Genomic DNA, 26,701 nt, shown 5'->3' on the forward strand with positions numbered 1-26,701 from the left:
ATTCAGAATGTTCCTACTGAAAGAGTACTTTAAAGTTGCATGACAAGTAGTTCTGGCGATGAGCGATGAGTCATCAGTCTAAGTTTACAGGCTGTTTAATGGTCCTCTCTCACCAGGCCTTTGCACACGCCCAATCACTCGGGACCTCAGCCAGCATGATTTTTTTGCGTTTTTGCCATTTATTTCACACTCCGTCTGCATAATCGCCATGCACGAGGCAGCTGGTTAGCCCGCTTTGTGATATTTAGATCTGGCCCAACATTTCGGAAGCCCACTCAAATGGCAACAAACCCACAGTTGATACCGCCTGTTCCCCGGTCCTCACGTTTCAGCATGCGCTGGTATTCCTGGGTATTACTGGTGGGGGTATTGGTCTACGGGCTCGCGTGGATCATGCATTGGGATGACCGCGGTGCGTTGTGGGTACTGGAGCGGTTTGAGAGCCCGTCCGAGCAGAACGAAAGCATATGGCTACCTGACTACAGGGCGGTGATTGATGCCAAGGTGTTGCCAGGAATGGAAAAGGACGAGGCATCGGACCTGGCCTATAACCCGCTGACCAAAACACTGTTCTCGGTGATGGGTAAAAACCCTTTTCTCGTGGAACTGACTCTGGATGGCGACGTACTGCGCAAAATTCCGCTGGTGGGCTGGAGCAACCCGGAGGGCCTGACAGTCATGGAGAACGGCCTGCTGGCCATTGTCGATGAGCGTGAGCATATGCTGAGCATCATCAACATCGACGCGGACACCAAGTCCCTGAATATTGCCGACTTCCCCAAGTACGACCTGGGGCCTTCGAAAAACCAGAACAAGGCCTTCGAAGCCATTGCCTGGGACCCTCGTCGCCAACAACTGCTGCTGGGTGAAGAGCGTCCGCCGCAGTTGTTTGTATGGAAGAGCGACGGTAGCCAGGTGCTAACCGGCAGCAAGCAGAAAGTGCCAAGCGATGAGCTGGATCTACGTAACCTGTCGGCCCTGAGCATCGATCCGCGTACAGGCCATACACTCGTACTGTCGGCCGATTCGCATATGCTGCTGGAGCTCGATGAGCTGGGTGAGCAGGTCAGCTTCATCACCTTGCTCGGTGGCTTCAATGACCTGAAGAACACCATTCCCCGGGCCGAAGGTGTCGCGATTGATGAACACGGCACGCTGTATATGGTGAGCGAACCGAACCTGTTTTATCGCTTCGAGAAGGTGGCCAAATAAATCCCGCGCTCGCGCAAGACATGTTGCCCGTTGAGGTTTAAGGTTCAATTCAGACAGCCGTGGTATTTCATTGGCCTGATCTGTTTAGAGTTCGACCCATGCGCCGTGTCAACCGCACTACCGTTTTTACTCTCTGTATAACGCTGGTGGCCTTGCTGGCCGCCGGCTTTGCCGCGCAACATTTTCGCCTGTTTGAACGGACCTGGTTCCAGATCAGCCAGATGTGGCACCCCGCCAATCCTGATGCAATCAACCTGGGAGACTACCGCGCCGTAATGCAGGGCAAGGTCATCGAAGGGCTTGAGGATGATGTCTCGGCACTGACCTTCGATCCATTGCGTAAGAGTCTGTTTACCGTGACCAACAAGAAAGCCGAGCTGATCGAGCTGTCCCTAGATGGCCGGGTCTTGCGCCGCATTGCACTGGTCGGGTTCGGCGATGCCGAGGCAGTCGAATTTATTGGCGAGAATACCTACGTCATTACCGATGAACGTCAACAGCGCCTGATCAAGGTCAAGGTCGATGACAACACCCGGGTTCTGGATGCCCGGGATGCTGAGCAATTGACGCTGGGGATCAATCAGTCGGGCAACAAGGGCTTTGAAGGTTTGGCCTATGACTCGGTGGGCAAGCGCCTGTTTGTAGCCAAGGAGCGCGACCCCATGCTGATTTATGAAGTGCGCGGCTTCCCTCAAGCCAACCCCCAGCAACCTTATGCCACCCATGTTGTGAGCAATCCGCGACGGGATGCACGGTTGTTTGTAAGGGACTTGTCGAGCTTGCAGTTTGACGAACGCACCGGGCATTTGCTGGCACTGTCAGATGAGTCGAAATTGCTGCTTGAACTGGGTCTGGACGGGCAACCGATCAGCACACTGTCGCTGAAGAAGGGCAAGCACGGTCTGACCCGCTCAGTGCCACAGGCAGAAGGCGTCGCGATGGACGATGAAGGGACTGTCTATGTGGTGAGCGAGCCGAATCTGTTTTACGTGTTCAAAAAACCGGCTTTGTAGATGAGAAATGGCCGATCATTTTCTCTTGTGGGAGCGAGCCTGCTCGCGAAGTTCGTTCGCGAGCAGGCTCGCTCCCACAGTTGAAATTTTCCTGCTGGCGCAGTTACTTGCTCAGGGTTTTCACGCCCTCAGGCGTGCCCAGCAACAGCAGGTCGGCCGGGCGGGCGGCGAACAGACCGTTGGTCACAACACCGACGATGGCGTTGATCTGACGCTCCAGCTCAACCGGGTTGGTGATCTGCATGTTGAACACGTCAATGATGATATTGCCGTTGTCCGTAACCACACCTTCGCGGTACACCGGATCGCCGCCCAGTTTTACCAGCTCGCGGGCCACGTGGCTGCGGGCCATCGGAATAACTTCAACTGGCAGCGGGAACGCGCCCAGCACCGGAACCAGCTTGCTGGCATCGGCGATGCAGATAAAGGTCTTGGCCACGGCAGCGACGATTTTTTCGCGGGTCAGGGCTGCGCCACCGCCCTTGATCAGGTTGAGGTTTTCGTCACTTTCATCGGCGCCATCAACGTAGAACTCAAGATCACTGACCGTGTTCAGTTCGTACACCGGAATGCCGTGGCCCTTGAGACGCGCGGCGGTGGCTTCGGAGCTCGCAACCGCGCCGTCGAATGCGCCCTTGTGCTGGGCCAGGGCATCGATAAAGCAGTTGGCAGTGGAGCCGGTACCGACCCCGACGATGCTCTTGTCATCCAGTTTTGGAAGGATGAAGTCGACAGCAGCCTGGGCTACGGCCTGTTTGAGTTGATCCTGGGTCATGCGGGCTCCGGGGCGGGAAGGGGGAAAAAGAAAGGAGCTGAGTATAACCCAAGGCTTTAAAACCTTTGGATTCGTATGGTCGCCTGCGCAAACGCTGGGGTAGACTCCTTGGTCCCTGCCAACCCGCCCAGTGAAGCTTTCCGATGCTCGAACAGTACGTTAAGAAGATCCTCACCTCGCGCGTTTATGACGTTGCCGTAGAAACCCCACTGCAAGCTGCCAACCAGCTTACCCAGCGGTTGGGCAACCAGATTTTGCTCAAACGCGAAGATTTGCAGCCGGTGTACTCGTTCAAGATTCGTGGCGCTTACAACAAACTGATGCACCTGACCGACGCCGAGCGCGCGTGCGGCGTGGTGACGGCGTCAGCGGGCAATCACGCCCAGGGCCTGGCCCTGGCGGCCAAGGTGCTGGGGGTCAAAGCGACCATCGTGATGCCCAAGACCACCCCCGAGATCAAGGTCGAAGGCGTGCGCTCCCGTGGTGGCATTGTGGTGCTGCATGGCGACACGTTCCCCGAGGCGCTGGCCTACTCGCTGCAACTGGTCGAAAAAGAAGGCTACGTCTACGTTCACCCCTACGATGACCCGCACACCATTGCCGGGCAGGGCACCGTGGCGATGGAAATTCTGCGCCAGCACCCGGCGCCGCTGGATGCGATCTTCGTACCTGTGGGCGGCGGCGGGCTGATTGCCGGTATTGCGGCGTATGTGAAGTACCTGCGCCCGGACATCAAGATCATTGGTGTCGAGCCCGATGACTCCAACTGCCTGCAAGCCGCGATGGCGGCGGGTGAGCGCGTGGTGCTGCCAACCGTGGGGATTTTCGCCGACGGCGTGGCCGTGGCGCAGATTGGCCAGCACACGTTCGATATCTGCAAGGACTATGTGGATGAAGTGATCACCGTCAGCACTGACGAGATCTGCGCAGCCATCAAGGATATCTTCGACGATACCCGCTCGATCACCGAACCTGCCGGTGCGCTGGGCGTGGCCGGAATCAAGAAGTACGTCGAGCAGCGCGGCGTGCGCGGCCAGACCCTGGTGGCAATCGACTCCGGTGCCAACGTCAACTTTGACCGACTGCGTCATGTGGCCGAGCGGGCCGAGCTGGGTGAAGGCCGTGAAGCCATCATTGCGGTGACCATTCCTGAGGTGCCGGGTAGCTTCAAGGCGTTCTGTCAGGCCGTGGGCAAGCGTCAGATCACCGAGTTCAACTACCGCTACCACACTGGCAGCGAAGCGCACATTTTCGTTGGCGTGCAGACCCACCCCGAGAACGATCCCCGCAGCGCGCTGCTGGCCAGTCTGACTGAGCAGGGCTTCCCGGTGGTCGACCTGACCGAGAACGAGCTGGCCAAGTTGCATATCCGTCATATGGTTGGCGGCCATGCTGCGAAGGTCAGCGATGAGTTGCTGTTCCGTTTCGAGTTCCCGGAGCGGCCGGGGGCGCTGTTCAACTTCCTCAACAAGCTGGGCGGGCGCTGGAACATCTCGATGTTCCATTACCGCAACCACGGCGCGGCGGATGGCCGGGTCATGGCCGGCCTGCAGGTACCGGCGGACGAGCGCCACCTGGTGCCGGCGGCGCTGGAAGAAATCGGCTACCCGTACTGGGATGAGAGCGATAACCCTGCCTACCAGCTGTTTCTTGGCTGATAGGCGCTACGCTGATTGAACGGCTCAAGGGATTAATCAAATGGAAACGTTCACAGCGTTAAAACTGCTGCATGGCGTGTCGACACTGCTGCTGTTTGTCAGCGCCATTGCCTTGCTGGTTGTGGTAATTCGCCGCTGGCGGGCAGGGGATAAAAACCTGTCAGGCGGAGTGGTGCAGCGGCCCTGGAGTTATGTTTGGGCGCTGATGGGCCTGTGTCTGCTGGCGTTGCCCGTCAGTGGCTGGTTTCTGGTGCATCTGGCCGGTTGGCCGTTGAGCCAGATATGGCTGCTGGCGGGCAGCTGCCTGTATCTGCTGGGCAGCCTGAGCTGGCTGTGGCTGGTGGTGCGCCTTAACCGTCTGCGCTTGGGGCGAATGGCCAGATACCCGTGGTTTACCCTGGTGCTGGCCATTTTTTGTGCAGTCTGCTTTATCGCCATCGCGGGATTGATGGGCGCCAAGCCGGTTTAAGCACACGTGCTTGTGTGGGAGCGGGCTTGCTCGCGATGGCATCACTGCGGTCTTGCAGAAAAACCGCGGCGATCTTATCGCGAGCAAGCCCGCTCCCACAGGTTGTGTGTCAGTCGCGCAGCGAGATGACTTCCCAGCCACGCTTGATGGCCTCCGCCCGCAAGTTCGGATCCGGGTCTACCGCCACCGGATGATCAACCTGCTCCAGCAGCGGCAAGTCGTTCATCGAGTCGCTGTAGAAGTAGCTGTCTTCCAGGCTGTAGCCGTTTTCTTCGATCCAGCGGTTCAGGCGTGTCACCTTGCCTTCACGGAAGCACGGTACGTCTGTGCTGCGACCGGTGTAACGGCCATCGATGATTTCGCATTCGGTGGCAATCAAATGTTCCACGCCGAGTTTTTCGGCAATGGGGGCCGTGATCACGCGGTTGGTGGCAGTGATGATCACCAGGGTGTCGCCGGCTTCACGGTGTTTGGCCAGCAGGGCATGGGCCTTGGGCAGCATCAGGCCATCAATGCAGTCGCGCATGAATTCGCGGTGCCATTGATCCAGTTGCGCCATGTCATGGCGGCCAAAGATTTCCATGCTGAAATTAAGGTAGGCGGCGTTGTCCAGCTTGCCGGCCAGGTAGTCCTGATAGAACGCGTCGTTGCGCGCCTTGTAGGCGTCGCCGTCGAGAATGCCCCGGCGGCACAGGTAATCGCCCCAGGCGTGATCGCTGTCACCGCCCAGGAGGGTGTTGTCCAAGTCGAATAAAGCCAGACGCATTGAGGTTACCCGTTGAGTTGCCTGAGAAATGGCCACAAGAATACGGTCTTTTAACAAGAGTGCACATAAGGCAGGAAGGCGCGTTGCTGCTTTCACAACCTTTGTGGAACAATGCGGCGACATGCGTTTGCGAGGTTGTTGCCGTGATCGACCCCGATGGTTTCCGCCCTAATGTCGGGATTATTCTGACAAATGACGCTGGTCAGGTACTTTGGGCTCGCCGTATCAATCAAGACGCCTGGCAGTTTCCACAGGGTGGCATCAACCCTGACGAAACGCCGGAAGACGCCTTGTACCGTGAGCTGAACGAAGAAGTTGGCCTTGAACGCGAAGATGTAGAAATACTCGCCTGCACGCGAGGCTGGTTGCGTTATCGTTTGCCGCAACGCCTGGTACGTACCCACAGCCAACCGCTGTGCATCGGCCAGAAGCAAAAGTGGTTTTTGCTGCGCCTGGTCTCCAACGAGCAACGGGTGCGGATGGATTTGACCGGTAAACCGGAGTTCGATGGCTGGCGTTGGGTCAGTTATTGGTACCCGTTGGGCCAGGTGGTGACATTCAAGCGCGAGGTCTACCGTCGCGCTCTCAAAGAGCTTGCCCCGCGCCTTTTAACGCGCGCCTGACACGGAGTTCGACCCCGAGCCATGCTCAATACGCTGCGCAAGATCGTCCAGGAAGTTAACTCCGCCAAGGATCTCAAGGCGGCGTTGGGGATTATTGTGTTGCGCGTCAAAGAGGCCATGAGCAGCCAGGTCTGCTCGGTCTATTTGCTTGATCCAGAGACCAACCGCTTTGTCCTGATGGCCACCGAGGGCTTGAACAAGCGCTCGATCGGCAAAGTCAGCATGGCGCCCAACGAAGGCCTTGTCGGCCTTGTGGGCACCCGTGAAGAGCCTCTGAACCTCGAAAACGCCGCCGATCACCCGCGCTATCGCTACTTTGCCGAAACCGGAGAGGAGCGTTATGCCTCTTTCCTGGGCGCGCCGATCATCCACCACCGGCGCGTGGTCGGGGTCCTGGTCATTCAGCAAAAGGAGCGCCGTCAGTTCGACGAAGGTGAAGAAGCCTTCCTGGTGACCATGAGCGCCCAGTTGGCCGGGGTTATTGCCCACGCCGAAGCCACGGGTTCGATTCGTGGCCTGGGCCGTCAGGGCAAGGGCATCCAGGAAGCCAAGTTCGTCGGCGTACCGGGTTCGCCGGGCGCTGCCGTGGGTACCGCCGTGGTGATGCTGCCACCCGCGGATCTGGATGTGGTGCCCGACAAGACCATCACCGATATCCCCGCCGAAATTGCGTTGTTCAAGACCGCCCTGGAAGGCGTGCGCAACGATATGCGCGCGGTGTCCAAGAAACTCGCCACCCAGTTGCGCCCCGAAGAACAGGCATTGTTCGACGTGTACCTGATGATGCTCGACGATGCGTCGCTGGGCAGCGAAGTCAAAAATGTCATCAAGACCGGTCAATGGGCCCAGGGCGCGCTGCGCCAGGTCGTGACCGATCACGTCAACCGTTTCGAACTGATGGACGACGACTACCTGCGTGAGCGGGCGTCGGATGTGCGTGACCTTGGCCGTCGTCTGCTGGCCTATTTGCAGCATGATCGCCAGCAAACCATGGTCTACCCGGACAACACCATTCTGGTCAGCGAAGAGCTGACGGCCACCATGCTCGGTGAAGTGCCCGAAGGCAAGCTGGCAGGCCTGGTGTCGGTACTGGGTTCGGGCAACTCCCACGTTGCCATCCTGGCCCGCGCCATGGGTATCCCGACGGCGATGGGCGTGGTCGACCTGCCGTACTCCAGGGTCGACGGCATCCAGATGATCGTCGACGGCTACCACGGCGAGGTCTATACCAACCCCAGCGAAGTGCTGCGCAAGCAATACGCCGAGGTGGTCGAGGAAGAGCGCCAGCTGTCCCTGGGGCTTGATGCCCTGCGCGAGCTACCCTGCATCACCCCTGACGGGCATCGCATGCCGCTGTGGGTCAATACCGGCCTGCTGGCCGATGTGGCGCGAGCACAACAGCGTGGCGCTGAAGGCGTAGGTCTGTACCGCACCGAAGTGCCGTTCATGATCAACCAGCGCTTTCCCAGCGAAAAGGAGCAGCTGGCGATTTATCGCGAGCAATTATCTGCCTTCCATCCGCAACCGGTGACCATGCGCAGCCTGGACATCGGCGGCGACAAGTCACTGTCTTACTTCCCGATCAAGGAAGAAAACCCGTTCCTGGGCTGGCGCGGGATTCGCGTGACCCTCGACCACCCTGAAATCTTTCTGGTGCAGGCCCGGGCCATGCTCAAGGCCAGTGAAGGCCTGAACAACCTGCGTATCTTGCTGCCGATGATCTCGGGCACCCACGAACTCGAAGAAGCCCTGCACCTGCTGCACCGCGCCTGGGGTGAAGTGCGCGACGAAGGCACCGACGTGCCGATGCCGCCTATTGGGGTGATGATCGAAATCCCGGCTGCGGTTTATCAGACCAAGGAGCTGGCCCGTCAGGTCGACTTTCTGTCGGTGGGTTCCAACGATTTGACCCAGTATCTGCTCGCTGTGGACCGCAACAACCCACGCGTGGCGGACTTGTACGACTATCTGCACCCGGCGGTGCTGCAGGCCCTGCAGTCGGTGGTGCGTGACGCCCATGCCGAAGGCAAGCCGGCGAGCATCTGTGGAGAAATGGCCGGTGACCCGGCGGCGGCGATCTTGTTGATGGCGATGGGCTTTGACAGCCTGTCGATGAACGCCACCAACTTGCCGAAAGTGAAATGGATGCTGCGTCAGGTCAGCCTGAGTCGCGCCAAGGAACTGCTGGCCGAAGTGATGACCATCGACAACCCGCAGGTCATTCGCAGCACCATTCAACTGGCGCTGAAAAACATGGGCCTGACCCGCATGATGAACCCGGCGGCGATCAAGCCTTACTGAAAAGCGTCCTCACCCTAACCCTCTCCCGGAGGGAGAGGGTTGGGGTGAGGGCTAGCGTCACACCGCCAGCCTTACCTCTCCCAACCGCCCCCCATGCGGCCCGAAGCTGTGCTCCACCATCACCCTTGACCCGTCTGCATTCACAATAAGCGCGGTGCTGGCACGGGTGCCATAGCTGGGGCTGGTGATAAACACACTCGACAGCAGACTCTCCGTGGCCAGACCTACGCCGGTGTCCGGCAGTTCGCTGAACGGGGCCGTCTGCGGGTCCTTGAGCAACGCCAGCAGCGCTTGTGGCTGCGGGTTGTCCAGCACCTCGGCCAGCGCGGCCTTGGCTTTGAGCAGTTTGGGCCACGGCGTATCCAGCCCGCCGTTGGACAAACCATAAATCCCCGCGCTCAGCGGTTGCGGCGCCAGTTCCCCGGAATTGAAATGCCAGAGCTGATCTGCGGTGCCCAACAGCAGATTAAAACCGGCATAGTCGACAGAACGTCGGCCTACCTGGGTGAAATACTCGGCAATTGACTGGTGGCCGGTGAGAAAGTCTGCCACCAGCTCGCCCCGTGAGCGCCGTGAAGGCGGCTTGTGCGGTTCGCGGATATTGGTCAGGGCCGCAAAGCGTCCATCGGCGCCGATGCCCAGCCAGGTTCCTCCCGCTTCAAGGTCGCGCCCGGCATATACCTGTGGCGCATTGGCCCACTGCGCCAGGGGTTTGGCGGGGCGGGCATAGAATTCATCGCGGTTGGCCGCAACGACCAAAGGCTGTGCATGGCCGGGGCGCCAGGCGAAGACAATCAGACACATGGGCAGTCCTTAATGTTTTTTTAACCACACTACTTATAGATTGCTCGGGCGGCTCGCGCCATACCGTGCAGCGCAGTGGAGCCAAAGCCCTTGCTCCGTTACCATGCGGATCAAATTTGGGGGGGGCGTCATGGAATTTCTGCTCTATCTGGTACTGGGAGGTTTTGCGGGGGTGCTGGCCGGGCTGTTCGGGGTCGGCGGCGGGTTGATCATCGTGCCGGTGCTGGTGTTCAGCTTCACCTTGCAGGGTTTTGACAGCGAGGTGCTGACCCATCTGGCCGTTGGCACGTCACTGGCCACGATCATTTTTACCTCGATCAACTCGATTCGCGAGCACCATCGAAAAGGCGCCGTGCGCTGGCCTCTGGTGCTCTGGATGACGCTGGGCATCCTGATCGGTGCGGGCATCGGTGCGTTAACCGCAGAAGCCATTGCCGGCCCCCACTTGCAGAAAATCATCGGTGTGTTCGCCGTGGTGATCGCCATTCAGATGGCCCTGGGCTTGCAACCCAAGGCCACTGGCACGGTACCTGGCAAGGTCGGGCTGACCCTGGCCGGTACGGTGATTGGCTGGGCTTCGGCGATTTTCGGCATCGGCGGCGGCTCGCTGACCGTGCCATTTCTGAGCTGGCGTAGCGTGCCGATGCAGCAGGCCGTGGCCACGTCGTCAGCCTGCGGGCTGCCGATTGCACTGGCAGGTGCAGCAAGTTTCATGATCATTGGCTGGCACAACCCCGACCTGCCCGCGCATAGTCTCGGTTTTGTCTACCTGCCCGCGCTGCTCGGGATCGCCCTGACCAGCATGTTTTTCGCCCGTTTCGGTGCGCGACTGGCCCACAAGCTCTCGCCACGCCTGCTGAAACGGCTGTTTGCCGCACTGTTGTTCTGTGTCGGCTTGAGTTTCCTGATCTAACAAGGAGTCGCAATGCTGCCTTACCCGCAGATTGATCCGGTGGCACTGGCCATCGGCCCGCTGAAAATCCATTGGTACGGCTTGATGTACCTGATCGGCATTGGCGCTGCCTGGCTGATCCTGTCACGCCGCCTCAACCGCTTCGACCCGACCTGGACCAAGGAGAAACTCTCCGACCTGGTGTTCTGGGTGGCCATGGGCGTGATTGTCGGCGGGCGCCTGGGCTATGTGCTGTTTTACGACCTGAGCGCCTATATCGCCAACCCGCTGCTGATTTTTGAAGTGTGGAAAGGCGGCATGGCATTTCATGGCGGCTTGATCGGCGTGATGCTGGCGGTGTGGGGTTTTGGCAAGCGCAACGGCAAGTCATTCTTCCAGATCATGGACTTTATCGCCCCTGTAGTGCCCATTGGCCTGGGTGCAGGGCGCATCGGCAACTTTATCAACGCCGAACTGTGGGGCAAGGCCAGCGATGTGCCGTGGGCGATGATCTTCCCTACCGACCCACAACAACTGGCGCGTCATCCGTCGCAGCTTTACCAGTTCGCCCTCGAAGGTGTGGCACTCTTCCTGATTCTTTGGCTGTACTCGCGCAAACCCCGTCCAACCATGGCGGTTTCCGGGATGTTCGCCCTGTTCTACGGCATCTTCCGCTTTATCGTCGAATTCGTCCGTGTGCCGGATGCCCAATTGGGTTATCTCGCGTTCGGCTGGGTGACGATGGGGCAAATTCTCTGTATCCCGATGATCGCGGGCGGCCTGTTCCTGATCTGGTGGGCTTACCACCGCGATCCAGCGGCTCAAAAAGCTGCGTAATACATTCGGATGGCGGGGCTTATAAAGCCCCGCATTCAAACGGTAGGAAAACCATGAAGCAATATCTCGACCTCGTTGCCAACGTCATTAAAAACGGCACCCTGCAAGCCAACCGTACCGGCGTAAAAACCATCAGCCTGCCCGGCGCCATGCTGCGCTATGACCTCAAGGAAGGCTTCCCGGCCATCACCACCCGGCGCATGGCGTTCAAATCGGCTATTGGCGAGATGTGCGGTTTCTTGCGCCCGGTCAATAGCGCTGCAGACTTCCGCGCACTGGGTTGCAAGGTGTGGGACCAGAACGCCAACGAAAACGCCCAGTGGCTGGCCAACCCGTTCCGTCAGGGCGAAGACGACCTTGGCGAGATCTACGGTGTGCAATGGCGCAAATGGCCGGCCTACAAGCAAGTTGATCGCAGCAATGTGGCCGCTATCGAGTTGTGCCTGAGCCAGGGTTATCGCCAGATTGCCGAAGGCGAAGAAGACGGCCAGGCCTATGTGGTGCTGTACAAGGCCATCGACCAGGTACGCCAGTGCGTCGACACCATCATCAATGACCCGGGCAGCCGCCGTATCCTGTTCCACGGCTGGAACTGCGCCCAGCTCGACGAAATGGCCCTGCCACCGTGCCACCTGCTGTACCAGTTCCACCCGAATGTCGAGACCAGGGAGATTTCCCTGACCCTCTACATCCGCTCCAACGATCTGGGCCTGGGGACACCGTTCAACCTGACCGAAGGCGCTGCGCTGCTGAGCCTGATCGGCCGCCTGACCGGCTATACACCACGCTGGTTCACCTACTTTATCGGCGATGCCCACGTGTACGAAAACCACTTGGACATGCTTAACGAGCAGCTCACCCGCGAACCGTTCCCGATGCCCAAACTGGTAATCTCGGACCGCGTACCGGAATTCGCCAAGACCGGCGTGTACCAGCCGGAGTGGCTGGGCATGATCGAGCCGGGCGACTTCAGCCTCGAAGGCTACCAGCACCACGCGCCAATGACCGCGCCAATGGCGGTGTAATGCCAAAGCCTGTGGCCGTTGCCACAGGCTGTTTCAATTGCCAGGCCCGGACTAACGAACGCGGCTCTCGAAGCGGCTAACGCCCGTCAGCTCCAGCACCAGCTCATCGCCCACATTCAGTGGGCCGACGCCCACCGGTGTGCCAGTCATGATCACATCACCGGCTTGTAGCGAGAAGCACGCAGCCATGTGCTGGATCATCGGTACGATCGGGTTGAGCATCAGGGCGCTATTACCGTCCTGACGCACTTCGCCATTGATGGTCAAACGAATGCCGATATCGGCCAGGTCAGCAAAAGTGCTGCTCTGTACGAAAGGAGCCAGCACACAGGCGCCATCGAACGACTTGGCAATTTCCCACGGCAGGCCTTTGCCTTTGAGCTCGGCCTGTTTGTCGCGCAGGGTCAGGTCCAGGCCAGGGGCAAAACCGGAGATCGCATCCAGCACTTCTTCGGCGCTCGGGTTGTTCGACAGGGGCTTGCCGATCAGTACCGAAATTTCGGCTTCGTAATGCACCGAACCGCGCTCGGTGGGGATCGCAAAGCCGCCTTCCAGTGGCACGACACAACTGCCCGGTTTGATGAAGAGCAGGGGCTCGGTCGGGATCGGGTTGTCCAGCTCTTTGGCGTGCTCGGCATAGTTGCGGCCGATGCACACCACTTTACCGATGGGAAAGTGGATCCGGGTACCGTCGACATACTGGTGCTGATAGCTCATGGACAGACTCCGCTATTGAATACCGTTAACTTTAAACCGCAAAAATCTTGCCGGGGTTCATGATGCCTTTAGGGTCGAACACGGCCTTGAGCGCTTTCATGTACTCGATCTCAACCGGCGAACGGCTGTAGGTCAGGTAGTCACGCTTGGTCATGCCCACGCCATGCTCGGCAGAGATCGAGCCGTTGTATTTCTCAACGGTTTCAAACACCCACTTGTTCACCGTCGCGCACTTGGCGAAGAACTCATCCTTGCTCAGGTTTTCGGGCTTGAGGATGTTTAGATGCAGGTTGCCGTCGCCAATGTGGCCGAACCAGACAATTTCGAAATCCGGGTAGTGTTCGCCGACGATCGCGTCAATTTCTTTCAAAAAGGCCGGGACTTTTGACACGGTGACCGAAATGTCGTTTTTGTATGGCGTCCAGTGGGAAATGGTCTCCGAGATGTACTCGCGCAGTTTCCACAGGTTCTGCAGTTGGGTTTCGCTCTGGCTCATCACGCCATCAAGTACCCAGCCTTCTTCCATGCAGTGCTCGAAGGTTTCCAGGGCCGCATTGGCAACCTCTTCAGTGGTCGCCTCGAATTCCAGCAGCGCATAGAACGGACAGTCGGTTTCAAACGGGGAAGGCACGTCGCCACGCCCCATGACCTTGGCCAGCGCCTTGTCGGAGAAGAACTCGAAAGCCGTCAGATCGAGCTTGTTCTGGAAGGCGTGCAGCACCGGCATGATCGAATCGAAATCTGCCGTGCCCAACACCATCGCCGTCAGATTTTTCGGCGCACGGTCCAGGCGCATGGTGGCTTCCACCACAAAGCCCAGGGTGCCTTCGGCACCGATAAACAGCTGGCGCATGTCATAGCCGGTGGCGTTCTTGATCAGGTCCTTGTTGAGCTCCAGCACATCGCCCTTGCCGGTGACCACTTTCATGCCGGCCACCCAGTTACGGGTCATGCCGTAGCGAATCACCTTGATGCCGCCGGCATTGGTGCCGATATTGCCGCCAATCTGGCTGGAGCCAGCCGAAGCGAAGTCCACCGGATAGTACAGGCCGTTTTCTTCGGCCAGGTTCTGCAGATGCTCGGTGACCACCCCAGGCTGGCAGACCACAGTACGGTCGGTCAGGTTGATGTCCAGCACCTGATTCATGTAGTCGAACGACACCACTACTTCGCCATTGGCGGCCACGGCAGCAGCGGACAGGCCGGTACGGCCACCCGACGGTACCAGTGCCACGTCATGGGCGTTGGCCCACAGCACGATGGCCTGCACCTGCTCGGTGGTTTTCGGGAACACAATGGCCAACGGGGCGGGAGCGAAATGCTTGGTCCAGTCCTTGCCGTAAGCATTAAGGGAGTCAGCGTCGGTCAAAACCTTGCCAGGCTCTACCAGGGTCTTCAGCTCATCAATCAAGGCAGGATGGGTCATCAACAGAACTCTCGAACAATTCATGGTCATCCTGAGAACGCTTCACGTCGCAGGAATGGGTGTTTAGCGGGGCGCTTATGCTAGCATACGACCCCCCCGCAGAATCGAGCCACAGGACGATTCTCGGGGCCGGTTTTCACGCCGGCCAGGTCAGCTCGCGCTGTCCATTCCCTGCCATTTTTTCTCTGGGACACAGGTTTACGCAGATGAGCAAGACTTCTCTCGATAAGAGCAAGATCAAGTTCCTTCTTTTGGAAGGCGTCCACCAATCCGCTGTTGAAGTGCTCAAATCCGCCGGGTACACCAGCATTGAGTACATCACCAGTTCCTTGCCTGAAGCCCAGCTGAAGGAAAAGATCGCTGATGCCCACTTTATCGGCATCCGTTCTCGTACCCAGCTGACCGAAGAAGTGTTCGATTGCGCCAAGAAACTGGTCGCCGTTGGTTGTTTCTGCATCGGCACCAACCAGGTCGACCTCAACGCTGCTCGCGAACGCGGTATCGCTGTTTTCAACGCCCCTTACTCCAACACCCGTTCGGTGGCCGAGTTGGTGCTGGCTGAAGCGATCCTGTTGTTGCGTGGCATCCCTGAGAAAAACGCTTCCTGCCACCGTGGCGGCTGGATCAAAAGCGCAGCCAACTCCTTCGAAATCCGCGGCAAAAAGCTGGGTATCGTGGGTTACGGCTCGATCGGTACTCAGCTGTCGGTTCTGGCTGAAGGTCTGGGCATGCAGGTGTTCTTCTACGACACCGTGACCAAGCTGCCATTGGGCAACGCCACCCAGGTCGGCAATCTGCACGAACTGTTGGGCATGTCCGACATCGTCACCTTGCACGTACCGGAAACCGCAGCCACCCAGTGGATGATCGGCGAGAAAGAAATCCGTGCCATTAAAAAGGGCGGCATTCTGATCAACGCCGCTCGCGGCACCGTGGTTGAGCTGGACGCCCTGGCTGACGCAATCAAGGACAAGCACCTGATCGGCGCCGCCATCGACGTGTTCCCGGTTGAGCCGCGCTCCAACGACGACGTGTTCGAAAGCCCGCTGCGTGGCCTGGACAACGTGATCCTGACCCCGCACATCGGCGGTTCTACCGCTGAAGCGCAAGCCAACATCGGTCTGGAAGTGGCAGAAAAACTGGTCAAGTACAGCGACAACGGTACCTCGGTATCGTCCGTGAACTTCCCGGAAGTGGCCCTGCCGGCCCACCCTGGCAAGCACCGTCTGCTGCACATCCACCAGAACATCCCGGGCGTGATGAGCGAGATCAACAAGATCTTCGCCGAAAACGGGATCAACATCTCCGGCCAATTCCTGCAAACCAACGAGAAAGTTGGCTATGTAGTGATCGACGTCGACGCCGAGTCTTCGGACCTGGCGCAAGAGAAGCTGCAGACCATCAACGGCACTATTCGCTGCCGCGTGTTGTTCTAAACGCCTCTCACTAAAAAGGGAGACCCTCGGGTCTCCCTTTTTTATGCGTCGAAAAAGCTTATTTCACATTAACCGTGATTTTTTCCGACACGATGCTTGGCTTGAACGGCACATGAACCTGGTTACCCAGCACCAGTTGCAGGGTGTGCTTGCCAGGTGGCAGGGTGACCTGGGTTTCGGTCTGGGCCTTGCCGAAATGGATATGGTTGGCATCGGCCGGGATCGGTGCGTTCTCGGCCGGCAACTGGTCGACATCGATCAGCAGGTGGTGATGGCCCGCATGCGGCGTGGCCTCGGTGATAGGCGCCAGAGGCATGCCTTCAATACCGAATTTAACGGTGAAAGTTTGATCAACTGTGGCACCGTCTTTAGGTTCGACGATAAACACTTTGGCGCCTTTTGGTGCAGGCTCCGATTCCAGGCCAGCCGCTGTGGCCATGACCGAAGCGCCCATCAATACAGAAGCCAGCGCAACACGAGACAGTAGAGCTTTCATTTTTTTCTCCGGTTTTTTGCAAAATTCTTCGGTGCCTGACAACTTAGAGCCAAACCGTTGTCCAACCCCGCAAGTGACCAACATAAAGCAAAGCGAACGTTAAATGCGATTCGCTTGCATCCCAACCAAAGGAGTGACCATGCGTTTATTGCCGGGCCTGATGCTTTTACTGCCACTGGCGAGCCCTTTTGCTCAGGCCGAACTGATCGACGACATCAACGACCGTGGTGAACTGCGCATAGCCCTGGAAGCCGACATGGCACCGTTCAGCTTCAAGCAGGACGGGCGTCTGACCGGCTTTGACGTTGAACTGGCCGAGTTGCTGGCTCAGGAACTGGAAGTACATTCCTCCATTCTGGTCACCGATAACGCTGACTTGCTGTCAGGGGTTGAGAGCGGCAAATACGATGTCGCGATCAATCATGTGGCTTTGACCCAGGAACTCCAGGATCGGTTCGATTTCAGCGAACCTTACAGCCATCTGCCAGCGCAGACGATTGCCCGGCAAGAGCAGCCGCGCTCACTCAACAGCCTTGCAATGTTTCAAGGCCAGACTTTAGGCGTAGCTCAGGGCAATGGGTTTGTCGAACGTGGGCCATTGGTCACGGTGGCGCAGAAAACGCCGGTCACAGATGAGGAAGTTGCCCTGGTAATCCCCTTCCAGAAAGGCAACCCGGCGTTCCAGGCCAGCCTGGACAAGGCCTTGCAGCGGATCAAGGCAGACGGGAGGCTGGAGGCGTTGTCGCAGAAGTGGTTCGGGATGTCTGCAAGACAGCCCTGAAGACCCAATGTGGGAGCAGGCTTGCCCGCGATGGGAGCGACTCGGTAAGTCAGGCATACCGAGTTGTCTGCATCGCGAGCAAGCCCGCTCCCACCGAATACTCAGGGTTAACGAATCGCCTTCACATCCCCGGCCTTCACCTCAGCCGCCTGGTTGCCCCAACTGGTGCGGATGAAATTGACCACATCGGCCACTTCCTGATCCGACAAACGCCAGTCGAAAGCGGGCATGGTGAACGTCGATGGCGCTGTATGCGTTGCAGGCAACGTCCCTCCCTTAAGCACGATATGTATCAACGACGTCGGGTCGGCCGACTGCAATACCGGATTGCCCGCCAGGGCAGGGAACACACGGGTATAGCCGTGACCGTCGGTACGATGGCAAGCCGCACAGTTGTCGATGTACACCGCAGCGCCACGCTTGCTGTCATCACCGTTCCACAGGGCATCCGCCACTGCCGGGTTGTACTGATGCGGTTTGTCAGCCGGATTCACCGCTGGCAACGACTTCAGGTAACGGGCAATGGCCGTCAGATCAGCGTCGGACATGTACTGCATGCTGTGCACGATCACATCGCTCATGCCGCCAAATACCGCACTGCGATCACTGCGACCGGTCTTGAGGAACTGCACCAGCTGGTCTTCGCTCCAGCTGCCCAGACCGTCCTTGTGATCACCGCGCAGGTTCTTCGCGATCCAGCCTTCCAGCGGGGCACTGCCTGACAGAAATGCCGGGCTATCACTGGCACTCAAGGCTTTTTCCTGCATGGTCAAGGCACGTGGTGTATGGCATGCACCGCAATGGCCCAAGCCTTCCACCAGATACGCCCCACGGCTGACTACCGCGTCCTGCCCGGCTTGCGGCTTGAAATCTTCAACCGCAGGGGCAAACAGCCAGCGCCAGATCGCCAGCGGCCAGCGCATGCTCAACGGCCACGGGATATCGGCTTCCTGGTTCGCTTGCTCGACAGGTTTAACGCCCTTCATGAAGTAGGCATACAACGCCCGCATATCGGCCTCGTTGACCCGTGCATAGGACGGATACGGCATGGCCGGGTACAACGTGCTGCCGTTCTGCGCAACACCGTGACGCACGGCTTTGTCGAAATCTTCAAAGCTGTAAGTGCCAATGCCGTTTTTGTCTGGCGTGATGTTAGTCGAATAAATGGTGCCGATCGGCGTCTCCATCGCCAGGCCACCGGCGAACGGCTTGCCGCCCTTGGCCGTATGGCACGCCACGCAGTCACCGGCACGGGCGAGATATTCACCTTGTTTGATCAACGCCTGCGGGTCGCTTTCAGCGGCCACCGCCGAAAAGCTGGCGAGCAGGCTCAGGGTCGCGATAACAAGTGCTTTCATGGTCATCGCTCCTTATGCCTGAACCAGTGGGCCGGGGTTCTTCAGATACTGCTCGCGGATCGCCCGCGCCGACCAATAGGTCAATGCAGCCACCAGCCCCGTAGGGTTGTAGCCCAAACCTTGTGGGAAAGCCGATGCACCCGGCACAAACACGTTGTGCACGTCCCAGCTTTGCAGGTAACGGTTCAGTGCACTGGTTTTCGGGTTGGTCCCCATGATCGCTCCACCGTTAAGGTGGGTGGTCTGGTACGACGACGTATTGAAGTGGTCACCCACTTGTTTGCCGATACGCGCAATGGCCTTGGGGTTCATCGCTTCGGCGATCTTGCCCATTTTTTCCATCATGAAACGGTTCATCTTGATGTCGTTTTCTTGCCAGTCGAACGTCATGCGTAGCAACGGCTGGCCGTAGGCATCGCGATACACCGGGTCCAGATCGAGGTAGTTGCCACGGTAGGACTGATGCGCACCGTGGGCGTCCATGGACACTTGGTGAGTGTAGTAATCGGCGGTTGCACGCTTCCACGCGCTGCCCCAGGCCGGCGTACCCGGCGGGTTGGACGTGCCTGCAATCGGCCGGCTACCGGCCTGGTTGACCCACATCGGCGAGCCACCGACAAAACCGTGCGGCCCGTGGTCGAAGTTGTCGGCGTTGAAATCATCAATTGCCACGCCATTGCCGCCTGCACCGATAAAGTTATTGGTGTGCACGTCTTTGTCGAAGTAGGCCTTGATGGTGCCCATGTTCTGGTAAGCAAAGTTTTTACCGACAACACCTTCGCCGGTTTTCGGGTCATACGGCTTGCCAATGCCCGACAACAACATCAGACGCACATTGTGGAACTGGAACGCGCCCAGGATCACCAGATCGGCCTGCTGCTCGATTTCTCGGCCCAGGGCATCGATATAGGTCACGCCGGTAGCCTTGGTTTTGCTGCTGTCCAGGTTGACCCGGATCACATGGGCATTCGGGCGCAGCTCGAAGTTCGGCAACGGCTTCAGGGCAGGAAGAATGTTTACGTTGGGCGATGCCTTGGAATACATGTAGCAGACATAACCGCTGCAAAAACCGCAGAAGTTGCACGGCCCCATCTGCGCGCCATAGGGGTTGGTGTATGGCCCGGAGGTGTTTGCCGACGGCAGGTTATAAGGCTTGTAGCCAACCTCATTGGCCGCTTTCTGAAACAGCTGTGCGGAGTAGGTGTTCTTCTGCGACACCAACGGAAAGTGGTCCGAACGGTCCGGCGCATAAGGGTTGCCGCCCTTGCCTTCACCGACCCGTTGGCCATTGACGGTCCAGGCCTGACCCGACGTACCAAAAACCTTTTCGGCATAGTCGAAGAACGGCTCCAGCTCTTCGTAGCTGACGCCGAAGTCCTGAATGGTCATGTCCTTGGGGATAAAGTTCTTGCCGTAACGCTCTTCGTAATGGCTGCGCATGCGCAGTTCGATCGGGTCGACCCGAAAGTGCACCCCCGACCAGTGCAAGCCTGCACCGCCCACACCGTTACCCGGCAGGAAAGCACCCAACTGGCGGTTGGGCAGGGCCACGTCATTGACGCTATGGCGAATGGTGACGGTTTCTTTGGAGACGTCCTGGAACAGCTTTTTGCGCACGCTGTAGGTAAGTTCGTCGATGACCTGTGGATAGTTGCCGTCTGGATAGGTGTCCTGCATCGGACCGCGCTCCAGGGCCACAACATTCAGGCCGGCTTCGGTCAGCTCTTTGGCCATGATCGCGCCGGTCCAACCGAAACCAACGATTACTGCATCAACTTTTTTCATAACGGTCGACATGCTCAAGCCCTCTCGCCGCGAATGGAAACTGCCGGGAAGGGGTATTGCTCGTTGCGTTCTACCCAGTCCATGAAATCAGCGCGCGCGCCGGGGAAGCCGATCATGGTCCAGCCGATCATGCCTTTGTTGCCACCGTGAATAGGGTCGCAAAAGAAGCCTTCCTTGGTGTTTTGCAGCAAAAAGCTGAAAAACATCTTGGCCGGGACGCTATCGAATTTAGGCGTGCCGGCTTCCAGCTGTTTGAGCACTTCGTCTCGGGTAGCGCTGTCTAGCCCAGCAAATGTTGAGTTATAGGCTTTTTTGCAGAGCTCCTCCGTGGCAGCAATGCCCAGGCGATAGATCTGTTTTGGCACCAGTTTGCTCTGCCAGCCCATTTCCGGCGCAGCGTCGGCATTGAACGGCCCCTGCATAAACCACAGCGCGCCGCTGGCGTAAGGCGTGTTCATCTGACGGTCGATATATTCCGGAACGCCAGCTTCGAGCGCCCCCGGGCCTTGCTCGTCAGCCGGGATCAGACGCGCGACGGCGGCGTTAACGAACGCCCACTCTTCAGCCGTGAAGTACGTTGGTTCATAGGCCGGGCCTGATGCGGCAACGGGCGGCGCAGCGACCGGTGCGGCTTGAGCGTCTGGCGTAGCCATCAGAACGGAACCACCCAGGCCCGTGCTCGCAACAGTGACCACTGGAATCAGGGTCAGGGTTTTGCGCAAAAACTCACGCCGGGGGTTGTCTTGCTCAGACATGCGGGGCACCTCATCAGGCATTCACGGATTACAGCCGCTCATGGGCAGCTTTTCGTTTTGGCAGCGATACGGGTCGAAATCGACCTGAGAAAAAAAACGCAGGCAAAGTTTGGTTACAAATACTAACAGGCCAGGCGACCAGATGAATCGTTTCATGCGTAAATTTGCCGCACCAATAGCATCAGGCCATCACTGGCTGCGCCCTCACGCTTTTTTGACAAATGCCTGACACAGTTTTGATAAGTCATCCCTCAATCTAGCGTTTCAACTTCCAAATTCTTTGTTAATGGTCGAACTGATATGCCCAAAGCCCGGTTTTTTCCTGCTCTGTGCCTGACCTTGCTGGCAGCGTTTTCTGTGCCTCAGGCCCTGGCCGACGAAACAGTCCAGGCCCGGCCTGTACAGTGGGCACAGCCCATTGCCACGCAATACAACCTCTATCAAATGTCCCCGACCCTGTACCGCAGCGCACTGCCTGACAGTGCCGCGCAGCCGCTGCTGGAAAAATTACAGATAACCACCGTCATCAACTTCTTGCCTGATGCCGACAGTTCCTGGCTCAAGACTCCAGGCGTCGCTCAAGTCCAACTGCCTTATCGCACCAACCATGTAGATGACACCGATGTGCTGGCCGCGCTGCGTGCCATCCAGACGGCACAAGCACAGGGCCCTGTATTGATGCACTGCAAGCACGGTTCGGACCGTACCGGGCTGATGGCGGCGATGTACCGCGTGGTCGTGCAGGACTGGAGCAAGGAAGACGCCCTGAAAGAAATGACCCAGGGCGGCTTTGGCGAAAACTCGCACCACAAAGATGGCGAGAGCTACATGATGAAGGCGGATATCCCACAGTTGCGCGCAGCCCTAAGCAGCGGCGCATGCAGTACCAGCCCTTTTGCTTCATGCGTGGTGAAGAACTGGCTCAAGTCCTGAAGATACCTACACGCTCGCGGGCGGCTGGCCCATAAACTCCTCGAAAGACTCATGCAGCGGGCGTTCGATGCCCGGTGCATGGAAGGCTTCGCGATAGGCCAAGCCCGTTTGCGGGTTAAACACACCTTGCTGTTCAAACCTTGCAAAAACCTGCTCAGCCATCGCTTCGGCCCATTCATTGACGAAATAAGCGCCATCATGGCCCGAGACGATCGCATCGAAAGTGTTGGCAGATCGGTCGTTCTGCGCCAACGGTAACGGCTGGAGTTCATTGTGTGCACTGCGCCAGATCTCTTCCACGCTGCGGCCATCGCCCCAGGTGCGGTGCAGTTCAAAATCAAACAGCGCAAGCCCAAGCTCGCGGGCCGTTTCAAGCCAACGCTCGGCACTGCGCGCTTCAAGTACTTGGTCTATCTGCTCATAGGTCAGCTCACTGTCATGCTGGGCATGCCTGGCCAACCAGCGCAGACCGTCCCGTGACCAGCACCACTTTTCAGCGCATTTGCCTGAAAACCCGGACGCCTCAGCATTCAGTACATCCACGCGGGAAAATGCACCGTAGGGACTGCGGGTCAGCAGTTGCTTCATGCAACAACCCAACTCATGGAAAAGCAGGGTTAACTGCTGCGGCGTCAGCAGTGATGGGGAGCCAGGGGATTCGGGTGAGAAGTTGCCATAGAGAATGGCCACCGGGGTGGTCAGGCCCCCTTGCTGATTGATTCTGCGGTTACGTGCCGACTGCATCCAGCACATATTCGGCTTGGATTCACGAAGGTAAGGGTCGAGATAAAGATGCCCCACCCGAACACCTGACTCGACCACCTCAAACAAACGAACGTCCGGGTGCCAGGTATCAAACGATACCTGTTCGACCAGATCGACCGCGAAGAGGCGCTTGACGAGTAACACGATGCCTTCAAAAACACGTGTGAACGCAAAATATGATTTCAATTGATCGCCCGCCAGCGGGCTTAGTTGCAGAGCGCGTTTTTGCGCCAGAAACAACAGATCCCATGGTTTGAGTCCGTCGTATTGCATAGCCGACGCCAGGGCATGCAGCTCTGCGGTTTGAGTTGAAAAAAATGCCGACTTGCGTTCAATTCGAGTGCGCAGAAAACTCAGCACCTCATCAACCGAGGTTGCCGTCTTGCCCTGCAGGCTCAGCTCGGCATGGCTGTCATACCCCAGCAGGCGCGCCTTCTGCTGACGCAGCCTGAGCAGATCATGGAGCACCGGGCCATTGCCATATTGCCCGCCTGCGGGGCCCTGCTCGGAAGCCCGCGTGTTGTAGGCCGTGAACAACTCCTCGCGCAGCGCCCTGTTTTCGCATGAGCGCATGATCGCGGTGTAGGTAGCGCGCTCCTGAAGAGTTATCAGCCAGCCTTGCAGGTCGGCGTCCGTGGCAATGTCTGCCAACTGCCCCTTGAGTTCACTCGCAAGCCCCGCAAGCAAGGACTCATCGGTAACCAGCTTGCTCCAGGACTTTCTGGATTGTCGTGCGTTTTCGTAAAAAACCCATTCCTGTCGGGATATCTCGTGGTTGAGCTCGATGAGTTCGCCTCTGCCAGAGGCTGACAGCTCACTCCCAGCCAACCGGTAGTCGCGCAGTATCTTGCCCAATAGAGCCTGCTGCGAGCGATCAAATTGCATGGCTTCAGGGCTTTCTGCCAAAGCCTTGCAGGCCAGATAAAGCTCGCGATTTTGCAAGACTTGCGCCTTGTAATTGTAGGCAGCCAGAAAGCATTGGCCGATGTCTGTTTCCCATGACACTTCTCTTGGTACCTGCCCCAGTGTCGTGATGACGGCAATGGCTTCATCCAGCCGCGCCGTCAGGGCTTCCATCGGCAACACCAGGCCCGACCATGTGGGTTGGGACTGGGCACTGACGATTCGGCTGATTGACTGCAGGTTGTCGGCAACAATGTGTTCGATTGCCGGCTTGAGATGTTCTAGACGTACCTTGCTGTAAAGGGGCAGAAGGGTCGCGCTCAACAGCGGGTTGGTTGGCTCCATGGCAGCATTCCTTGAAAGTTCTGCTTCATTTCGGGCTGAGTATCGGTGGGTTCTCAGCCTATTGAGACAGGGATTTCAGGGGGGCTATCTATGTAGTGCAGCCTCAAAAAGCTCAGCGTTCTGCCCATTTATACAAGGCAGCCTTGCGCTGTTCGGGGGGCAATTTACCCAGCTGTTCAACTTCGGCATAAAAACTCGGCCAGTCGCCGCCCACGTGCTTGAACAGGGCTGAGAAGGCAGGCACCCATTGATCGTAAAGACCGAAGGGCAACAATTTGGCGTTATTGAGAGGGCCATTGACCCACGCGTCATAGCGCGGATTTCCCGCCCATTGCTCATCCCGTAACTGACGATAATCACGGCGCATTCGTTCGAATGCAGCGGTTTTACGCTGCTGCATTTCGGCTGCAGGCAACGGCTGTGCATAAAGGGTCTTCAAGCGCTGGCGAGTGTCGAGCACCAGGGTGATAAATTGTTCACGTTGCTGCACATGGCTGCCGTCGGAGGGTGGCAAGCCTTGTTCGACGCGCCATTGGCGGGTGCCTTCCTGTTCCACGAAACTGGCAAAAGACTCATTGAATTCAGTGTCGTCCTTCACATAAAACTGCTGATGGGCCAGCTCGTGAAAGATCAGTGTGGCCAAGCGCTCATCACCCCAATTGAGCATGCCATTGAGGATCGGGTCATCAAACCATCCCAGGGTGGAATAGGCTTCAACGCCGCTGACAAACACGTCCATGCCCTGCTGGTGTTGCAGGGCCGCCTCGCCTCGCGCCGCTCCCTGGCTGTAATAACCCCGGTAGGCCACGCACCCGGCTATGGGAAAGCAATGGGTGACGGGGTCGAGGGAATACGCCGGGGTGGCAAAGACATTCCACACCACGTACTGCCGTTTCAGGTCGGCATACAGACGATAGCTCTGGTTGTCCGGCAGGTGTAAATGCTCGCTGGCGAAGGAGCGCGCAGCCTGGGCTTTTGCCAATTGCTCACGCAACGCTGTCGGGCGCCGGGGATCAACAATCACCTTGCTCACGGGTTCACGGGCCTGCAATAAATTCCATTGGCCGGTGGCCAATTGCGAGTAGTAGCCCGCACTGGAGCAACCGCTGAGAAGAAGCGGCAAGGCAAGGACCAACAAGCCGCGAACACGCGAGGTCATAAAGCGATCCAGTAGGCGAGTGATGTGACCATAATGCACGCTATGCTTGCGTAACACTTTTTTTGGACATCATCATGCCCACGCTTTTGTGGTTGCTGGCTGCTTGTCTGCTCAGCGCCTGTACCAGCACGCCAATCCCCCCGGCTGATCCCGCCATGGCCTGGGTCGACCTTGAAACCCAAACCGGCAAGCTGGTAATGGCCGAGCGTCTGGATAACAAGCGACAGGCCGATGGCCGCTATTTTCAAGTAACGCCAGGTAGCCACGAGTTGATGGTGCGCTTCGATTTCGAGGTGTTTGTCGGCGGCATGGGTATGTTCAGTGACCCACAGGAACGCCTGTGTTACGTCACCGTCGATTACGACAACTTCCAGCCCGGCCAGCGTTACCGGCTACAGGCCCGCTCACTGGGCTTCAACGCCTACGCCCGGCTGTACGACGCAACGGGCAAGGTGGTCGCCGAGGAGCGGCTGGTCAACTGCTTACCTTGAAGGCTGACGGTCGTTGTTCTGGTAGATGATTTTCTTGGTGCCGCTTTCACACGAACCAACCACCATGTTCTCGTCATGAACTTCTTCATTGCTCACGATTTCGAGGGTGTAGGACGACACATTGTTCGCCTGGATCTTGGCTTCGATTTCGGCTTTCAGTTCTTCGCACGGCTTGGGCGCCGCCAGAGCCGAGGTGGCCAAGGCGCAGCAAACTACAGCTAGAGCAAAACGTTTCATGGTGAGACTCCCTTGAGGCAGAACGCAAAGTCATGATCTGACGCGAGTAACGACCATTCGATCACATATCGCACAGCGCAGGACTGATCTGTCGCAGCCGGGTATCGATTGTGCCCCGCTAGCGGTTAGCGGGGCACACAGGTGGTGTCAGCTCACCAACGTCGCGTCGAGGGTGATTTTGGCGTTCAGTACCTTGGACACCGGGCAGCCCTCTTTGGCTTTGGTGGTCAGTTCGTCGAATTGCGCCTGGGTGGCGCCGGGCACCTTGGCCTTGAGCACCAGATGCACGGCCGTAATTGCAAAGCCGCCGTCCACTTGATCCAGGGTTACTTCAGCAGTGGTATCGATACTGTCGGCCTTGAGGCCGGCATCACCGAGAATCATCGACAAGGCCATCGAGAAACAGCCTGCATGGGCTGCGCCGATCAGCTCTTCGGGGTTGGTGCCCTTACCGCCTTCGAACCTCGCCTTGAAGCCATAAGGCGCTTCGCGCAGCACGCCGGTTTCTGTGGAGATGGAGCCAATGCCGGTTTTAAGGTCGCCTGCCCAATGAGCCGATGCTTTCTTTTTAATACTCATGCGTGCCTCCTGAAGAACGGCGCGAAGGTTTCACGCCTTGAATGAACTAGTGAGGGTAGTTCGCCCCACAAAGTTCACCCTGTCGGACCAATCTTCATTTTTAGTAGCTCAATTCCCAGTCGACCATTGAAACTCGGGTATATGCCCATATTGCTGTAAG

The 26,701-nt window shown here is 58.1% G+C and carries 26 protein-coding genes; 13 read left to right on the plus strand and 13 right to left on the minus strand.

What is annotated here, in order from left to right; translation table 11 throughout:
* Positions 1-279 precede the first annotated feature (279 nt).
* Both PPTH39_RS16420 and PPTH39_RS16425 read left to right on the plus strand, forming a co-directional pair.
* Entirely contained in the window at positions 280-1,212 is a 933-nt protein-coding gene (locus PPTH39_RS16420; RefSeq protein ID WP_130872205.1) for an SdiA-regulated domain-containing protein, read from the plus strand.
* 98 nt (positions 1,213-1,310) lie between these two features.
* Entirely contained in the window at positions 1,311-2,225 is a 915-nt protein-coding gene (locus tag PPTH39_RS16425; protein WP_095017896.1) for an SdiA-regulated domain-containing protein, read from the plus strand.
* Positions 2,226-2,328: 103 nt separating this feature from the next.
* Here PPTH39_RS16425 and rpiA read toward each other — a convergent pair whose 3' ends face one another.
* Positions 2,329-3,000 carry a ribose-5-phosphate isomerase RpiA gene (gene rpiA / locus PPTH39_RS16430; RefSeq protein WP_048361307.1) on the minus strand — a complete coding sequence of 224 codons (672 nt, stop codon included), beginning with the start codon at positions 2,998-3,000 and terminating at the stop codon, positions 2,329-2,331.
* A 143-nt stretch (positions 3,001-3,143) separates the two neighbouring features.
* On the opposite strand from rpiA, the gene ilvA reads away from it, so the two are divergent.
* Together ilvA and PPTH39_RS16440 are read left to right on the plus strand one after the other, a co-directional pair.
* Positions 3,144-4,658, plus strand: a complete 1,515-nt coding sequence (ilvA, locus tag PPTH39_RS16435) for a threonine ammonia-lyase, biosynthetic (RefSeq protein ID WP_094999653.1) — start codon at positions 3,144-3,146, stop codon at positions 4,656-4,658.
* A 40-nt stretch (positions 4,659-4,698) separates the two neighbouring features.
* On the plus strand, positions 4,699-5,127 hold the full coding sequence (locus PPTH39_RS16440; RefSeq protein ID WP_095017898.1) for a DUF2269 family protein: 429 nt from the start codon (positions 4,699-4,701) through the stop codon (positions 5,125-5,127).
* A 109-nt stretch (positions 5,128-5,236) separates the two neighbouring features.
* Here the strand turns inward: PPTH39_RS16440 and PPTH39_RS16450 are convergent, their stop codons facing one another.
* On the minus strand, positions 5,237-5,893 hold the full coding sequence (locus PPTH39_RS16450; RefSeq protein WP_094999651.1) for a histidinol-phosphatase: 657 nt from the start codon (positions 5,891-5,893) through the stop codon (positions 5,237-5,239).
* 143 nt (positions 5,894-6,036) lie between these two features.
* Here PPTH39_RS16450 and PPTH39_RS16455 point away from each other — a divergent pair, with 143 nt between their 5' ends.
* Together PPTH39_RS16455 and ptsP are read left to right on the plus strand one after the other, a co-directional pair.
* Complete coding sequence (locus tag PPTH39_RS16455) at positions 6,037-6,516, plus strand: RNA pyrophosphohydrolase (protein ID WP_019828104.1); 480 nt, start codon at positions 6,037-6,039, stop codon at positions 6,514-6,516.
* Between the two features lie 21 nt (positions 6,517-6,537).
* The gene (gene ptsP, locus PPTH39_RS16460; protein ID WP_094999650.1) at positions 6,538-8,817 is read left to right on the plus strand and encodes a phosphoenolpyruvate--protein phosphotransferase; all 2,280 of its coding nucleotides are present in this window, start codon (positions 6,538-6,540) and stop codon (positions 8,815-8,817) included.
* Between the two features lie 57 nt (positions 8,818-8,874).
* On the opposite strand, the gene PPTH39_RS16465 is transcribed toward ptsP, so the two are convergent.
* Positions 8,875-9,621 carry an NRDE family protein gene (locus PPTH39_RS16465; RefSeq protein WP_130872206.1) on the minus strand — a complete coding sequence of 249 codons (747 nt, stop codon included), beginning with the start codon at positions 9,619-9,621 and terminating at the stop codon, positions 8,875-8,877.
* 130 nt (positions 9,622-9,751) lie between these two features.
* On the opposite strand from PPTH39_RS16465, the gene PPTH39_RS16470 reads away from it, so the two are divergent.
* From PPTH39_RS16470 to PPTH39_RS16480, 3 genes are read left to right on the plus strand one after another with little or no spacing between them, the layout of a single operon-like run.
* Positions 9,752-10,534, plus strand: a complete 783-nt coding sequence (locus tag PPTH39_RS16470; protein ID WP_095020617.1) for a sulfite exporter TauE/SafE family protein — start codon at positions 9,752-9,754, stop codon at positions 10,532-10,534.
* Between the two features lie 12 nt (positions 10,535-10,546).
* A complete protein-coding gene (gene lgt, locus PPTH39_RS16475) occupies positions 10,547-11,350 on the plus strand; it encodes a prolipoprotein diacylglyceryl transferase (protein WP_094999647.1) in 804 nt (267 codons plus the stop codon).
* A 53-nt stretch (positions 11,351-11,403) separates the two neighbouring features.
* Entirely contained in the window at positions 11,404-12,375 is a 972-nt protein-coding gene (locus tag PPTH39_RS16480; protein ID WP_095020616.1) for a thymidylate synthase, read from the plus strand.
* 51 nt (positions 12,376-12,426) lie between these two features.
* On the opposite strand, the gene PPTH39_RS16485 is transcribed toward PPTH39_RS16480, so the two are convergent.
* On the minus strand, positions 12,427-13,092 hold the full coding sequence (locus PPTH39_RS16485; RefSeq protein WP_094999645.1) for a fumarylacetoacetate hydrolase family protein: 666 nt from the start codon (positions 13,090-13,092) through the stop codon (positions 12,427-12,429).
* A 31-nt stretch (positions 13,093-13,123) separates the two neighbouring features.
* Positions 13,124-14,518 (minus strand): FAD-binding oxidoreductase, encoded by a 1,395-nt coding sequence (locus tag PPTH39_RS16490; RefSeq protein ID WP_094999644.1) that lies wholly within the window; start codon positions 14,516-14,518, stop codon positions 13,124-13,126.
* Between the two features lie 206 nt (positions 14,519-14,724).
* Here PPTH39_RS16490 and serA point away from each other — a divergent pair, with 206 nt between their 5' ends.
* Positions 14,725-15,954 (plus strand): phosphoglycerate dehydrogenase, encoded by a 1,230-nt coding sequence (gene serA, locus PPTH39_RS16495; RefSeq protein ID WP_083369705.1) that lies wholly within the window; start codon positions 14,725-14,727, stop codon positions 15,952-15,954.
* Between the two features lie 58 nt (positions 15,955-16,012).
* On the opposite strand, the gene PPTH39_RS16500 is transcribed toward serA, so the two are convergent.
* On the minus strand, positions 16,013-16,450 hold the full coding sequence (locus tag PPTH39_RS16500) for a DUF4399 domain-containing protein (protein ID WP_094999643.1): 438 nt from the start codon (positions 16,448-16,450) through the stop codon (positions 16,013-16,015).
* 139 nt (positions 16,451-16,589) lie between these two features.
* On the opposite strand from PPTH39_RS16500, the gene PPTH39_RS16505 reads away from it, so the two are divergent.
* On the plus strand, positions 16,590-17,231 hold the full coding sequence (locus tag PPTH39_RS16505; RefSeq protein ID WP_094999642.1) for a transporter substrate-binding domain-containing protein: 642 nt from the start codon (positions 16,590-16,592) through the stop codon (positions 17,229-17,231).
* Between the two features lie 107 nt (positions 17,232-17,338).
* Here the strand turns inward: PPTH39_RS16505 and PPTH39_RS16510 are convergent, their stop codons facing one another.
* Genes PPTH39_RS16510 through PPTH39_RS16520 form a run of 3 tightly spaced genes read right to left on the minus strand, consistent with a single transcriptional unit; the run spans position 17,339 to position 21,129 of the window.
* Positions 17,339-18,589 (minus strand): cytochrome c, encoded by a 1,251-nt coding sequence (locus PPTH39_RS16510; protein WP_095026757.1) that lies wholly within the window; start codon positions 18,587-18,589, stop codon positions 17,339-17,341.
* Positions 18,590-18,601: 12 nt separating this feature from the next.
* Positions 18,602-20,386 carry a GMC family oxidoreductase gene (locus PPTH39_RS16515; protein ID WP_094999640.1) on the minus strand — a complete coding sequence of 595 codons (1,785 nt, stop codon included), beginning with the start codon at positions 20,384-20,386 and terminating at the stop codon, positions 18,602-18,604.
* Between the two features lie 2 nt (positions 20,387-20,388).
* A complete protein-coding gene (locus tag PPTH39_RS16520) occupies positions 20,389-21,129 on the minus strand; it encodes a gluconate 2-dehydrogenase subunit 3 family protein (protein ID WP_094999975.1) in 741 nt (246 codons plus the stop codon).
* A gap of 300 nt (positions 21,130-21,429) precedes the next feature.
* On the opposite strand from PPTH39_RS16520, the gene PPTH39_RS16525 reads away from it, so the two are divergent.
* On the plus strand, positions 21,430-22,062 hold the full coding sequence (locus tag PPTH39_RS16525; RefSeq protein WP_130872207.1) for a dual specificity protein phosphatase family protein: 633 nt from the start codon (positions 21,430-21,432) through the stop codon (positions 22,060-22,062).
* A 6-nt stretch (positions 22,063-22,068) separates the two neighbouring features.
* Here PPTH39_RS16525 and PPTH39_RS16530 read toward each other — a convergent pair whose 3' ends face one another.
* Positions 22,069-24,075, minus strand: coding sequence for a M3 family metallopeptidase (locus PPTH39_RS16530; protein ID WP_095023159.1), 2,007 nt, complete (start codon positions 24,073-24,075; stop codon positions 22,069-22,071).
* 112 nt (positions 24,076-24,187) lie between these two features.
* On the minus strand, positions 24,188-25,234 hold the full coding sequence (locus PPTH39_RS16535; protein ID WP_130872208.1) for an aminopeptidase: 1,047 nt from the start codon (positions 25,232-25,234) through the stop codon (positions 24,188-24,190).
* A 74-nt stretch (positions 25,235-25,308) separates the two neighbouring features.
* Between PPTH39_RS16535 and PPTH39_RS16540 the strand changes: the two genes are divergently transcribed.
* Entirely contained in the window at positions 25,309-25,725 is a 417-nt protein-coding gene (locus PPTH39_RS16540; protein ID WP_130872209.1) for a PA0061/PA0062 family lipoprotein, read from the plus strand.
* On the opposite strand, the gene PPTH39_RS16545 is transcribed toward PPTH39_RS16540, so the two are convergent.
* Positions 25,717-25,962: a DUF1161 domain-containing protein gene (locus tag PPTH39_RS16545; RefSeq protein ID WP_094999635.1), complete on the minus strand. Its 246-nt coding sequence runs from the start codon at positions 25,960-25,962 to the stop codon at positions 25,717-25,719. The two genes, PPTH39_RS16540 and PPTH39_RS16545, sit on opposite strands and share 9 nt — an antisense overlap.
* Positions 25,963-26,109: 147 nt before the next feature.
* Complete coding sequence (locus PPTH39_RS16550; RefSeq protein ID WP_094999634.1) at positions 26,110-26,541, minus strand: OsmC family protein; 432 nt, start codon at positions 26,539-26,541, stop codon at positions 26,110-26,112.
* Between the last annotated feature and the right edge of the window lie 160 nt (positions 26,542-26,701).

Source organism: Pseudomonas bubulae (assembly GCF_900618535.1).
GTDB classification, from domain to species: Bacteria; Pseudomonadota; Gammaproteobacteria; order Pseudomonadales; family Pseudomonadaceae; genus Aquipseudomonas; species Aquipseudomonas bubulae.